We start from the raw sequence: 13330 nt of genomic DNA on the forward strand, positions 1-13330 counted from the left end.
ATGACGGGAGTGATCGACCCGGTCGAGCTGTCCGAGCGGCTCGGGCTGCGCCGACCCACCGACGAGCAGGCCGAGGTGATCGCGGCGCCGTTCGCGTCGGCGCTGGTCACCGCGGGTGCCGGGTCGGGGAAGACCGAGACGATGGCGGCCCGCGTGGTGTGGCTGGTGGCCAACGGCGTCGTCACCCCCGACCAGGTCCTGGGGCTGACGTTCACGCGCAAGGCCGCGGGCCAGCTCGCCGACCGCATCCGGAAGCGGCTGCGGCGCCTCGCGTCCGACCCGCTGCTCGACGAGATCGACCCGAGCGGGGAACGGCGCGTGCTGGTCCGCACCCTCGAACCGACGGTGTCGACCTACCACGCCTACGCGGGCCGGCTGCTCACCGAGCACGGGCTGCGGCTGCCCACCGACCCCGGGGCCCGGCTCCTGTCGCCCACCGCGTCGTGGCAGCTCGCGCACCGGGTGGTGTCGTCCTGGGCGCGGGACCTCGACACCGCGCTCGTCCCCACCACCGTGACGCAGTACGTGCTGGCGCTCGCCGGCGAGCTGGGGGAGCACCTCGCCGACCCCGAGGCCCTGCGGGCGCACACCGAGGCGCTCTGCCGCGTCATCGAGGCGACGCCGCCCGCCAAGCGGCAGAAGGCCGCGCTCCCGCAGACGCTGGTGAAGATCGTCGAGCGGCAGCGCTTCCGGGCGGCGCTGCTGCCCCTGGTCGCCGAGCTCGCCGCGCGCAAGCAGGCCGAGCGCTGCCTCGACTTCGCCGACCAGATGGCGGCCGCTGCGCGCCTGGCCGACGAGCACCCGGAGGTGGGGCAGGCCGAGCGCGGGATGTTCCGCGCCGTCCTGCTCGACGAGTACCAGGACACCGGGCACGCCCAGCGGATCATGCTGCGGGCGCTGTTCGCGGGGGACGAGACCACGGCGGTGACCGCGGTCGGCGACCCCTTCCAGTCGATCTACGGGTGGCGCGGGGCGAGCGCGGCGAACCTGCCGCGGTTCGTCACCGACTTCCCCCGGCCCGACCCCGACGGCGAGTGGGTGGCCGCCCGGCGCTTCGGGCTCCTGACGAGCTTCCGCAACCCGCCCGAGGTGCTCGACCTGGCCAACGGCGTCGTCGAACCGCTGCGCGAGCCGCGGGCGCTCGACGGGGTGGGGGAGCTCCGGGCCTTCGCCGGGGCGCCGCCCGGGGACGTGCGGGTCGCCCTGCACCCCGACGTGCTCGCCGAGCGCGAGTGGCTCGCCGACGGGATCGCCGACCGCTGGCGGGCGGCGCTCGACGCGGGGGAGCCGGCGCCCACCAGCGCGGTGCTCGTCCGGCGCCGGGCGGACATGACCGAGATCGCCGCGGCGCTGCGGGCCCGGGGCCTGCCCGTCGAGGTCGTCGGCCTCGGCGGCCTGCTCGACGAGCCCGAGGTGCGCGACCTGGTGTCGGCGCTGCGGCTCGTGGTCGACCCGCTCGCGGGCGGTGCGGCGGTCCGGCTGCTCACCGGCGCGCGGTGGCGGATCGGTGGGGCCGACCTCGCCGCGCTGTGGCGCCGGGCGCGGGAGCTGGCCGCCCCGCCGACCCCGCCCGACCTGCCGACCGCGGCCGCGCCCGACCCGATCGCCGACGCCCTGCCCGGCGAGCACGCCGAACGGGCCGGGCTGGTCGACGCGCTGGACGACCCCGGGCCGCCCGCCCGGTACTCGGCCGCGGGGCACGCCCGGATCACCCGGCTCGCCCGTGAGCTGGCCGGCCTGCGGCGGCGGGTCACCGCGCCCCTGGTCGACCTCGTCGCCGACGTCGAGCGGACCCTGCTGCTCGACGTCGAGGCGGTGGCCCGGCCCGGCGCGGTCGGGCGGGCCCACCTCGACGCGTTCGCCGACGTCGTGGCCGACTTCTCCGGCGGCGCGGCCGCCTCGGGCGGGACGGCCACGCCGACGGCCCTGCTCGCCTACCTCGACGCGGCGGAGGACGCGGAGGACGGCCTGACCCCGGGCGAGGTCGACGTCGCGGCGGCGTCGGACCCGGCGCTGGGCGGCACCCGCGTGCAGGTCCTCACGGTGCACGCCGCCAAGGGGCTGGAGTGGCAGGTCGTGGCGGTGCCGCACGTCTGCACCAAGGTGTTCCCGGGGCCGAAGCTCAGCGGGTCGTGGCTGACCACGATCCCGTCGCTGCCGGTCGACCTCCGCGGCGACCGCCCCGACCTGCCGACGCTCGACGTCGCGGGGGTCGCCGACCGCAAGGAGCTCACCGAGCGGCTCGACCGCCACGAGCAGGAGTTCGACGAGCGCCGCCTCGTCGAGGAGCGGCGGCTGTTCTACGTCGCGCTCACCCGGGCCGAGCGCACGCTGCTCGTCTCCGGCTACTGGTGGGGCGAGACGGGGAGCACGCCGCGGGGGCCGTCGGAGCTCCTGCAGGAGATCGGGACGCTCGCCCGCGCCGGCGGCGCGGTCGTGGACACCTGGGCCGACCCGCCGGAGGAGGGCGCGGAGAACCCGCTCGCGGAGACCGTCCGGGCGCAGGCCTGGCCGATCGACCCGCTGGCCGACCGGCGCAGCGCCGTCGAGGAGGGCGCGGCGCTGGTGCGGGCGGCCCGGGACCGGGCGGAGCCGGTCGAGGCGCCCGCCGGGGAGGCCGCAGGTGAGGTGGACCCCGACCCCGACGGCTGGGCCGGCGACGTCGAGGTGCTGCTCGCCGAGCGGGCCGCCACCCGGGAACGGCACGCGCGCGTCCTGCTGCCCCCGCAGCTCTCGGTGAGCCAGCTCGTCGACCTCGCCGCCGACCCGGACGCCCTCGCCCGGCGTCTGCGCCGCCCCGTCCCCCGTCCGCCCGACCCCCGCGCGCGTCGGGGCACGGAGTTCCACGCGTGGGTCGAGCGGTGGTTCGCCCGCACGGAGCTCCTCGAGTTCGACGAGCTCCCGGGCGCCGCGGACGAGTCGGCCGACGCCGACGCCGACGCGGCCGCCGACCTGGCGGTGTTGCAGGACCGCTTCAGTGCGAGCCGGTGGGCCACCCGCACCCCGGTCGCGGTGGAGGTGCCGTTCGAGACGGAGGTCGAGGGCACGCTGGTGCGCGGCCGCATCGACGCGGTCTTCACCGACCCCGACGGCGGCGCCACCGTGGTCGACTGGAAGACCGGCGCGCCGCCGGGGCCGGAGGCCATGCCCGCCCTGTCGGTGCAGCTCGCGGCCTACCGCCTGGCGTGGGCGGCACTCACCGACACGCCCGTCGAACGGGTCCGGGCCGCCCTGCACTACGTGCGGGAGGACCGCACGGTCACCCCCGCCGACCTGCTCGACGCCGCCGGTCTGCGGGCCCTCGTGGCGAGCGTGCCGGTGGAGGTGCGGGAGCCCGTCGGGGACGACGCCGTGCGCGGTGCCGACTTCACCGACGACGAGGCCGACCCCGACACCACCGGGTTCGACGACGGGGACCCCGAGGTGCGCTGACCGCCCCCGCCGCGAGGTTCACGTCAGGCAGCCCGTCGGGCTGCCGGCCCTGCCTCCTGTGACCCTCGCGGCGAGGATGCCGGGCCGCTCGCGGCGGGCGGGGGTCGGGTCAGCGCCCGCTCCTGGCGACCACGGCCCAGCGAGGGGGATGATCGGGGCGTGAGCAACGTCGAGACGGCCCCCGACGAGGTGCGCTGCGACGGCCGCGAGACCCCGGACGACGTCGTCGAGATCCTGACGCCGCGCGAGGTGCCCCTCGGCGGGCCCCGGGCGATGACGGTGCGCCGCACCCTGCCGCAGCGGCGGCGGTCGCTGATCGGCGCGTGGTGCTTCGTCGACCACTACGGGCCCGACGACGTGTCGGTGTCCGGCGGCATGGACGTCGCCCCGCACCCGCACACCGGACTGGCCACCGTCAGCTGGTTGTTCACCGGCGAGGTCGAGCACCGCGACTCCCACGGGGTGCACGCGATCGTGCGGCCGGGGGAGCTGAACCTCATGACCGGCGGGCACGGCGTCTGCCACTCCGAGGTCTCGACGCCCGACACCACCGTGCTCCACGGCGCGCAGCTCTGGCTGGCCCTGCCCGACGCGCACCGCGGCACCCCGCGCGCCTTCGCCCACCACACCCCGGACGCCGTCGACCTCGTGGGCGCCACGCTGCGGGTGTTCCTGGGCGAGCTCGCCGGGATCGCGAGCCCCGTCGAGACGTTCAGCCCGCTGCTCGGTGCGGAGATCTTGCTCGAGCCGCACGCGTCGGTGGGCCTGGACCTCGACCCGTCCTTCGAGCACGGCGTGCTGGTGGACACCGGTCGGCTGACCGTCGGCGAGCACCCGGTCGCGGCGGCCGAGCTCGCCTACCTCGCACCCGGCCGCGACCGGCTGGAGCTCACCAACCCCGGCGACGAGCCGACGCGCCTCCTGCTGCTCGGCGGCACCCCGTTCGGCGAGCAGATCGTCATGTGGTGGAACTTCGTCGCCCGCACCCACGACGAGATCGTCGCGTTCCGGGCGGCCTGGGAGGACGACCCGGAGTCCCGCTACGGCCACGTCGTCGGGTACGTCGGCCGGGACGGGAGCACCGCGCGGCTGCACGCGCCGACGCTGCCGAACGCCACGATCCGTCCGCGGGGCTGATCCGCGCACGGACGGTCACGGCCGTCCGCCACTCTCCGTGCCAGATCCAGCGCAATATTGCGTCTTGTCTCACTCTCAGTGTGCTCTCTACGGTTCATGACACTGACCACTCACTCGAGTGGCCCTGTGACGAACACGGAGCGTCGAGATGACCGAGCTGGCTGCCCCCACCACGTCGTCCGTCGACCTCGTCGACCTCGTCGACCTCGTCGACCTCGTCGACCTGCGCCAAGCCGTGTCCGGACCCGTGTGGGATCCGGGGGACGTGGGGCTCGTCGCCGAGATCGCGGGGTTCAACCTCGCGCCGGTGCACGAGCCCGTCGGCGTGGTCGGGGCCACCGACGCCCACGACGTCGCCGCCGCCGTCCGCTGGGCCCGCGCCCGCGACCTCGGCGTCGCCGTCATCGCGACCGGGCACGCCGACTTCTCGCACCGCGGCACCCTGATCGTGTCCACGAAGCGGCTCGACCGCTGCGACGTCGACCCCGCCACGCGCACCGTGAGGGTCGGCGCCGGCGTGAAGTGGGCGCGCGTGATCGAGGCGGCCGCCCCCCACGGCCTGACCGGCGTCAGCGGCTCCTCCACGGACGTCGGCGTCGTCGGGTTCTGCACCGGGGGCGGGATCGGGCCGATGATCCGCCGCTTCGGTCTCGGCGCCGACCGGGTCCGCTCGATCCAGGTGGTCACCGGTGAGGGCGAGATCCGCGAGGTCGGGCGGGGCGACGTGCTCTTCGACGCGATGCTGGGCGGGAAGGACGCCGCCGGGATCGTCGTCGAGATGACCGTCGAGCTCGTCGAGGTCTCCCGCTTCTACGGCGGGGCGATCTTCTACGACGCCGTCGACGCCCCCGCCGTCCTGCACGCCTGGCGGGACTGGCAGGCCGGCCTGGGTGAGAACACCACGACCTCGATCGCGATCCTGCGCATGCCCGACCTCGAGGCCGCTCCGCCGTCGCTGCGGGGCCGGACCGTCGTGCACCTCCGGGTCTGGCATCTCGGACCGGAGATCGAGGGGCTCGAGGTCCTCGCGCCGATGCGTCGGATCGCGACCCCGATCGTCGACATGGTCGACGAACTGCCGTCGCCCGCGATCGACGCCGTGCACTGCGACCCCACGGACCCGATGCCCTCCTGGATCACCGGCGCGTACCTGCGGGAGATCACCCGGGAGACGATCGACACCGTGCTGGAGGTCGCCGGCCCGCAGCGCGAGCTACCGGTGATCATCGTCGAGCTCCGGCAGACCGGCGGCCGGGCGCTGCGGGGGACGCAGGGGGTGGCAGCACGGGCGCCGTACGGCGTCGGCGTGATCGCGCCGATGGTCCCGGAGCTGGCGGGAATCGTGCCGACCGTCGGGCTGGGCCTCGTCGACGCGCTCGCCCCCTGGTCGACGGGCACGGTCCCGGCGAACTACGCCTCCCCGGAGACGATCCGGGCCCGTCCCGGGGCCTGTTGGGACGACGACGGGCGGGCGCGGCTCGCCGCCGTCGTCGCCCGCACCGATCCGGACGCCGTGCTGGGGGGCCGGCGGCTCGGGCTGCGATAGCGACCAGGTCGAATGACGGGGGGACGTCATGACCACCGATCCACAGGAACTGCCGTCACGGCGCGTGCTGCGCGCCGGGCGGGCCGGCAAGGCCGCGGCGGAGCTCGAACCGCTCGTCGACGGGCCGGTGCACGCGCCGTACACCGTCGACGCCGCCGTCGAACTCGTCGCCGACCCCGCCGTCGGCGCCCTGCCGCGCCTGCTGGCGGTCGTCGGCGCCACCAGCACCGACGACGTCGCCGCCGCCGTCTCGTGGGCGGGGGCGCACGACGTCGGGGTCGTCGTGGTCGACCCGCGACCGCACCGGCCCGCGCTCGCGGTGGGCACGGCGCCCGCCGCGGCCCGACCGGTGCTGGCGATCGCGCTGGGCCGTCTCGACCGGGTGGTGCCGGACCGGGCGGCCCGCACCCTGCGCGCGGGGGTGGGGGCGTCCTGGGCCGCCTGTCACCGCGCTGCGGGCGACGGCGGCCCGGGACCGCGCGCGCTGCTGCACCGTCCCGGGCTCGTCGCCCACGGCGTCGGGTCGGTGACCAAGCGCGGGGTCGTCCTGGTGACCGGCGACGGCCGGGTGCACCGGCTCGGGGCGCGGACCGGCGACCCCGACCTGTGGTGGGCCTACCGGGCCCGGCCGGACCGGATCGGCGTCCTCACCGAGGTCGTGCTCGACCCGTGGGACATCGCGACCCTCCAGCGCCGCCCGACGTGGAGCGCCGGGGACCGGATGCGCTTCGCCGACGTGTCGCGCCGACACGACCCGCGCGGAATCCTCACCCGATCGATCGGGGAATCCGGATAACCCTTCCGGGTCGGCGAGCGATGCACCGGGCGTGACCATCAGTCCGCGCCCGCACCGTGGTGGCGCCGCCGGCCGCGTGGCCCGTGCGGCCATGGAGCTGGGCGACCTCGTGCACGGCCCGGTGCTGCCGCCCTACACCGCCGACGCCGCGGTCGAGCTGCTGCGCACCACGTCGATCGGACGGCCCCCGTCGCGGCTCGTCGCGGTCGTCGGCGCGACGGGCACCCCCGACGTCGTCGCCACCCTGACCTGGGCGAACGAGCACGACGCCGAGGTCGTCGTGCTCGATCCGCACACCGCCCAGCCGCCGAGCCGGTCTGGGCGCCCGACCGTCGCGCTCTCCCTCGCGCGCGCCGACCGTGTGGTGGTCCGCGACGGGCTCGTCCACGCCGGGGTCGGCGCGGCCTGGTCGCAGGTCCGGCGGGTCGTCGGCGCGGGCGGCGGCACGGTCCGCGTGCCCCGCCGTCCCGACACCGTGGCCGACGCGCCAGGCGCCGGCGGCCTGCGCGGCGTCACGCTGGTCACCGGGGACGGTGTCGTGCACCACCTCGCGGGGGCGCACCCGGACCCCGAGCTCTGGTGGGCCTTCCGCTGCCGTCCGGAGGCGGTCGGCGTGGTCACCGAGGTCGTCCTCGACGCCGACGGCGCCGGTCCGGCCCTGCTCGCGGCCGAGTCCACGGACGGCGACGAGGCCCGCTTCGCCGCGCTCGCCCGCCGTCACGACCCGGCGGACGTCCTCGGGCTGCCCGCCTAGGAGTCCGCCCGCACCCGCAGGGCGTGCGTGACCATCGGGTACTGCAGCGGCAGTCGGCCCAGCGCCACGGCCTGCCACGGCCACGGCCGGTGCCGCCAGTCCCAGGCCATCTGCACGTTGGCGGGGAACACCGCCAGGAACAGCCCGACGGCGGCGGTCGCCCCCAGGCGCCGCGTGCGCGGCACGGCCACGGCGGTCCCGACGGCGAGCTCGGCGACGCCGCTCGCGTAGGTCCAGAACCGCGCCTCGCCCGGGATCCACGGCGGCACGAGCGTGTCGAACGGTGCGGGCGCCGCGAAGTGCAGCACCCCCATCCCCAGCAACGGGTACGCGAGCAGCGCGGCGGACCGCTCCGCGGACGGACGACGACGGCGACGCAGCGAGAAGGCCATGTCGATCACCTTCCCACCGCGTAGCCCTGCATGCCGCGGGGGTTGGCCGCACCCCACAGCACCCCGCGGTCGCGGTCGATGCCCACGGCCGACAACCGACCCAGTGCCCAGTCGCCCGCGCGGGTCACCCGGTGCCCGCGTCGCTCCAGCCCGGCGATGACGGCGTCGCCGAGGCGGTCCTCCACGGTGGCCCCGGCGGGCTCGCGGTCCCGCGGCCAGAACGATCCCGGCGACGACGTCGTGTGCAGGGCCGGGGCGTCGATCGCGGCCTGCGGCGACCAGCCCCCGACGAGCGTGCGCAGCAGGTAGAGCAGCTGCCACTGGTCCTGCTGGTCCCCGCCCGGCGAGCCGAGGGCGACCACGGGGCCGTGGTCGTCCAGCACGAGCGTCGGGGTCAACGTGGTCCGCGGCCGGCGTCCGGGCGTCAGCGTCGAGGGCAGGCCCTCCTCCAGCCAGGTCATCTGCAGCCGGGTGCCGAGCGCGAAGCCGAGCTCCGGGATCGTCGGGTTGGACTGCAGCCAGCCCCCGGACGGCGTCGCCGACACGACGTTGCCCCAGCGGTCCACGACGTCGAGGTGGCAGGTGTCCCCGCGCATCTCGCCGTGCGAGCTGGTGCCCGGCTCGCCCTCCAGGGTCACCGTCGGCTCCCCGACGGCCGCGCCCGCGGTGACCCCCGGCGCCACGCCGGCCGTGGCGAGCTCCGCCATCCGCGGCTCGCGGCCACCGACCCGACCGGGACGGACCTCGGGGGAGGCCTCGTCGGTGATCAGTGCCCGCCGCTGCGCCACGTAGCCCGGGTCGAGCAGCTCGGCGACCGTGATCGGGGCGTCGTCGCCGAACCACGCCTCCCGGTCGGCCTGGGCGAGCTTGATCGCCTCGAGGACGCGGTGGGCGCCCTCCTCCGTCGCCGGGTCGGGGGCGTCCGGTTCGAGCAGTGCCAGCATCTGCAGCAGCGCGGGCCCCTGGCCCCAGAGCGGCGTCTTCGCGATGCGGTGCCCCTGGAAGGTCCCGACGGCGGGCTCGGTCACCGAGGCCCGCCAGCCGGCGGAGTCCTCGACGGTCAGCACCCCGGCGTGGTCGGTCCCCGAGGAGTGCCGGTGCGGCGTGCGGCAGGACGCCGCCACCGCCTCGGCGACGAACCCCTCGGCCCACACCGTGCGGACCGCGTCGACCCGGGCCTCGCGGGTCGGCCCCTGCGCGGCGTCGGCGAGGCGCTGCAGCGTCGCGGCCCAGGCGGGGTTGCGCAGCACCTGACCGGGAGCGGGCGGGCGGCCGTCGGGGAGCCAGAGTGCGGCGCTGGCGGGCCAGTGCTCGCGGAAGAGGTCGGCGACGGCCGCGACCGTCGACCCGACGCGGGCGACCGCCGGGAAGCCGTCCCGGGCGTAGCCGACCGCGGGCCCGACCACGTCGGCCACCTCCAACGTCCCGTGCTCGCGCAGCAGCAGCAACCACGCGTCGGTCGCGCCGGGGATCGCCGCGGCCAGGGCGCCCGCCCCGGGTACCCGGTCCAGGCCCGCGTCGCGGTAGCGCGCGGCGGACGCACCCGCGGGCGCCGGGCCCTGGCCGTCGAGGACCCGCGGGGCCGGGTCACCCGCCGTCGTGAAGATCGCCGTCATGTCCCCGCCCGGCCCGTTGAGGTGGGGCTCGACGACCTGCAGCACGAAGGCCGCGGCGACGGCCGCGTCGAACGCGTTGCCGTTGCGTTCCAGCACCCCCATCGCCGTGGCCGAGGCCGCCCAGTGCGTGGACGCCGCCATGCCGACGGTGCCCTCCAGGGTCGGACGTGTGGTGAAGGCCGGCGGGCGGGTGAACGTCACCCGGGCATCGTGGCGCACCGACGGGGCTAGCGTGGATGCGTGACCAGCACCGTCGAACCCCTGTCGGGCACCGTCGAGCAGGCGGAGGTGGCGTCGCGGGCCGACGCCTTCGTCGCCGAGCTGTCCGAGTGGCTGCGGATCCCCTCGATCAGCGCCGACCCGGGCCACCACGCCGACGTGACGCGGTCGGCCGAATGGCTCGCCGCGACGCTGCGCCGCGACGGGTGGCCGACGGTCGAGGTCTGGTCCGACACCGCGGCCCTGCCCGCCGTGTACGCGCACTGGCCCGCCGCCGACCCGACCGCGCCGACGGTGCTCGTCTACGGCCACCACGACGTGCAGCCCGCCGACCTCGCCGACGGGTGGAGCTTCGCGCCGTTCGAGCCGCAGGTGGTGGGGGAGGAGCTCCGCGGGCGCGGCGCCTCCGACGACAAGGGCCACATCGCCATGGTGCTGCTCGGTGTCCGGGCCCACCTCGCGGCGACCGGCGCCACGGCCCCGGCGGTGTCGCTGAAGCTGCTCGTGGAGGGCGAGGAGGAGTCCGGCTCCGCGCACCTGGCCGAGCTGCTCACCGCCCACGGCGACGCGCTGGCCTGCGACGAGATCGTCGTCACCGACACCGGCATGGTCGACCGCGAGACCCCCACCGTGTGCTGCGGGATGCGCGGCCTGGTCGACCTCGAGGTCGTCTACCGCGGAGCCGCGGTGGACCTCCACTCCGGCCAGTTCGGCGGGGCGGTGCCCAACCCGGTCACCGAGCTCGCGCGGCTCGTGGCGGCGTTCCACGACGACGCGGGGCACATCGCGGTGCCCGGGTTCTACGACGACGTGCGGGAACCCACCGCCGAGGAGCGCGCGGCATGGGCGGCCCTGCCGTTCGACGAGCCGGCGTGGCTGGCGGGCTCCGCGGCCGGGGCGATGGCGACGGCGGGCGAGGCCGGCTGGTCGACCTACGAGCGGCTCTGGGCCCGGCCCACCGCCGAGGTGAACGGCCTGCACGGCGGCTACGCCGGGCCGGGGCACAAGACGATCGTGCCGCACTCCGCGACGCTCAAGATGACGTTCCGCCTGGTCGACGCCCAGGACCCGGCGCGCATCAAGCCGCTGCTGGAACGGTTCGTCGCCGACCGGATCCCGGCCGGGATCGACGCCGACGTGTCCACCGGCGGCCCCGGGGTGCCGCCGCTGATCTGCGACCTCGACTCCCCGCTGGTCGCGTCCATCCGCGAGGCGATGGGTATCGCGCTCGGCGCCGAGGTCCTGCCCGCCCGCGAGGGCGGCAGCGGCCCGGAGGCCCTCCTGACGACGGCGCTCGACGCGCCGCTCGCCTTCCTCGGCGTGATGCTGCCCGCGGACCGGATCCACGCCCCGGACGAGCGGGCGGTGCTCCCGCTGCTGCTGCGCGGGGCCGAGTCGGTCGCCCACCTGTGGCGGCTCCTGGCGGAGCGCGTGACCTCGTGACCCGCCCCCGGTGGCAGGACAGCGTCGTTGCTGTCACTGGCTGACAGTATCGACGCTTTCCTGCCACAGCGGTGAGCACAGCGGTCGGCTTGCCTTCGAGCGCACTCGAAGGCCTAGCGTCGGTCGCATGATCACTGCGCAGCAGACCCCGATCGGTTCCGGGTTCGGTGCGAGGTCCACCGCCGCCGAGGTCGTGTCCGGCCTCGACCTCTCCGGTCGGCTCGTCGTCGTCACCGGCGGCTACTCCGGGCTCGGCCTCGAGGCCGTCCGGGCTCTCACGGGCGTCGGCGCCCGGGTGGTCGTCCCGGCCCGTCGTCGGGAGGTCGCGGACGAGGCCCTGGCCGGGATCGACGGCGTGATGACCGACGAGCTCGACCTGGCCGACCTCGACTCCGTCGCCGCCTTCGCCGGGCGCCGCCTCGCCGACGGCACCCGGATCGACGCGGTCGTCGACAACGCCGGCGTCATGGCCTGCCCGCTCGAGCGGGTCGGACCCGGCTGGGAGCGCCAGTTCGCTACCAACCACCTCGGCCACTTCGCCCTGGTCAACCGGCTCGCGCCGCTGCTCGACGGCGACTCGCGGGTCGTCTCGGTGTCCTCCCGCGGTCACCACTTCTCGGACCTGCACCGCGAGGACGTGCACTACGAGCACCGCGACTACGACAAGTGGCAGGCCTACGGGCAGTCCAAGACGGCCAACGTGCTGTTCGCCGTCGGGCTCGCCGCCCGCGGCGTCCGGGCCTTCGCCCTGCACCCGGGCGGGATCATGACGCCGTTGCAGCGCCACCTCCCGCTCGAGGAGATGGTGGCCCTGGGCTGGAAGGACGAGCAGGGCAACCCCGGTCCGGCCGCCGCGAACCTCAAGACGCCCGAGCAGGGTGCGGCCACCGAGACCTGGGCGGCGACCAGCCCGCGGCTCGCGGATCTCTCCGGGGTCTACCTCGAGGACTGCGAGGTCGCGGTCACCGTGGACACCTCCGCGGGCCCGGACTCGCGGGGCGGCTATCCCGGTGGCGTCATGCCCTACGCGATCGACCCGGACGCCGCGGAGTGGCTGTGGGCGGCGTCGGTCGAGGCCACGGGCGTGGACGGCTTCGGGCGGTGACGGTGGCGGCCCACCGCTGACCCACGGTCAGGGGTGGGCCACGGCCGACCCGGTGGTGCCTGCGCCGGTCGGGACGTGCACGAAAGGTGTGGGTGTACCAGCCCGTCGCGCTGGGTACCGGCCGGGGATCCCTCCATCGGGTCCGGCGCGGCGTGAGCAGAATGTCAGCCGTGTCACTCACGGTCGACGGTCTCCCGTCCCGCGCCTCCGCCCTCGCGCGTCCCCGGGCCGCCGAGAGTGATCACCGGTCGACCCGCACCCTCGTCGTGCTGGTCGCCCTCGCGCTCGGGGCCCTCGCGGTCGTCGCGGTGGTCGTCCCGCGCGTGCCCGCCCTCGCGCAGGCGGTGGGCCTCGGCCCGGCGCCCGCCGCCCCCGCCGCACCGCCGGTCACGGTGACCGCGGTCGTCACCACGACGGCCTCGTGCCTGTCCGCCGACCCGCACGACCGGGTCACCCTCGAGGTCGGCGGCGTGCGCCGCGAGGCGACCCTCGACGGCTGCGGCCGCAACCCCGGCTTCCCGGTCCCCGTGCAGGTGCCCGCGGACGGCGCGATCACCGGTCCGCTGGCGGTCGCGGGCACGGGAGCCACGGCCGCCCGCTCCGCCACCGACAGCGCGGGCGACAGCGTCTCCCCGCTCGTGGCCCGCCTCGAACTCGCGCTGGCCGTCGCCGCGGCCCTCGGCGCCGGATCGCTCGTCGTCGCCCTGGGTCGGCAGCAGCGCCGCCCGGCCCCCCGTGCGGGGGGCCGTCCGGCCGGCCGGACGAACACCCGTGCCGGGGCCCGTCCCGCCCCCGGCCGGGCGTGCGCCGCGTCCCGTCGTCCGGGTCGTCGACCCGGCCGGAGCGCCGTCCCCGCCCAGCGGCAGCGCCCCCGCCGTTAGGGTCGGGGG

The 13330-nt window shown here is 76.5% G+C and carries 10 protein-coding genes; 8 read left to right on the plus strand and 2 right to left on the minus strand.

Annotated elements, in window-relative coordinates; all coding sequences use genetic code 11:
- The 5 genes from BJ983_RS27885 to BJ983_RS27905 all read left to right on the plus strand — a co-directional run bounded on the left by BJ983_RS27885 (position 1) and on the right by BJ983_RS27905 (position 7665).
- Entirely contained in the window at positions 1 to 3432 is a 3432-nt protein-coding gene (locus BJ983_RS27885) for an ATP-dependent helicase (RefSeq protein WP_179796796.1), read from the plus strand.
- A gap of 159 nt (positions 3433 to 3591) precedes the next feature.
- Complete coding sequence (locus tag BJ983_RS27890) at positions 3592 to 4569, plus strand: pirin family protein (protein ID WP_179796797.1); 978 nt, start codon at positions 3592 to 3594, stop codon at positions 4567 to 4569.
- 148 nt (positions 4570 to 4717) lie between these two features.
- On the plus strand, positions 4718 to 6115 hold the full coding sequence (locus tag BJ983_RS27895; RefSeq protein ID WP_179796798.1) for an FAD-binding oxidoreductase: 1398 nt from the start codon (positions 4718 to 4720) through the stop codon (positions 6113 to 6115).
- Positions 6116 to 6143: 28 nt separating this feature from the next.
- Positions 6144 to 6911, plus strand: coding sequence for an FAD-binding oxidoreductase (locus BJ983_RS27900; RefSeq protein WP_179796799.1), 768 nt, complete (start codon positions 6144 to 6146; stop codon positions 6909 to 6911).
- A 31-nt stretch (positions 6912 to 6942) separates the two neighbouring features.
- Positions 6943 to 7665: a hypothetical protein gene (locus BJ983_RS27905; RefSeq protein WP_179796800.1), complete on the plus strand. Its 723-nt coding sequence runs from the start codon at positions 6943 to 6945 to the stop codon at positions 7663 to 7665.
- On the opposite strand, the gene BJ983_RS27910 is transcribed toward BJ983_RS27905, so the two are convergent.
- Positions 7662 to 8057, minus strand: coding sequence for a DoxX family protein (locus tag BJ983_RS27910; RefSeq protein WP_179796801.1), 396 nt, complete (start codon positions 8055 to 8057; stop codon positions 7662 to 7664). The two genes, BJ983_RS27905 and BJ983_RS27910, sit on opposite strands and share 4 nt — an antisense overlap.
- 5 nt (positions 8058 to 8062) lie before the next feature.
- Entirely contained in the window at positions 8063 to 9814 is a 1752-nt protein-coding gene (locus BJ983_RS27915) for a gamma-glutamyltransferase family protein (RefSeq protein WP_218891658.1), read from the minus strand.
- Positions 9815 to 9913: 99 nt separating this feature from the next.
- Here BJ983_RS27915 and BJ983_RS27920 point away from each other — a divergent pair, with 99 nt between their 5' ends.
- The 3 genes from BJ983_RS27920 to BJ983_RS27930 all read left to right on the plus strand — a co-directional run bounded on the left by BJ983_RS27920 (position 9914) and on the right by BJ983_RS27930 (position 13321).
- Positions 9914 to 11335 (plus strand): M20/M25/M40 family metallo-hydrolase, encoded by a 1422-nt coding sequence (locus tag BJ983_RS27920; RefSeq protein WP_179796803.1) that lies wholly within the window; start codon positions 9914 to 9916, stop codon positions 11333 to 11335.
- Between the two features lie 130 nt (positions 11336 to 11465).
- Positions 11466 to 12440 carry an oxidoreductase gene (locus BJ983_RS27925; RefSeq protein ID WP_425484818.1) on the plus strand — a complete coding sequence of 325 codons (975 nt, stop codon included), beginning with the start codon at positions 11466 to 11468 and terminating at the stop codon, positions 12438 to 12440.
- A 170-nt stretch (positions 12441 to 12610) separates the two neighbouring features.
- Complete coding sequence (locus BJ983_RS27930; RefSeq protein ID WP_179796805.1) at positions 12611 to 13321, plus strand: hypothetical protein; 711 nt, start codon at positions 12611 to 12613, stop codon at positions 13319 to 13321.
- The last annotated feature ends 9 nt before the right edge of the window (positions 13322 to 13330 follow it).

Source organism: Actinomycetospora corticicola (assembly GCF_013409505.1).
In the GTDB taxonomy this organism is placed as follows: Bacteria; Actinomycetota; Actinomycetes; order Mycobacteriales; family Pseudonocardiaceae; genus Actinomycetospora; species Actinomycetospora corticicola.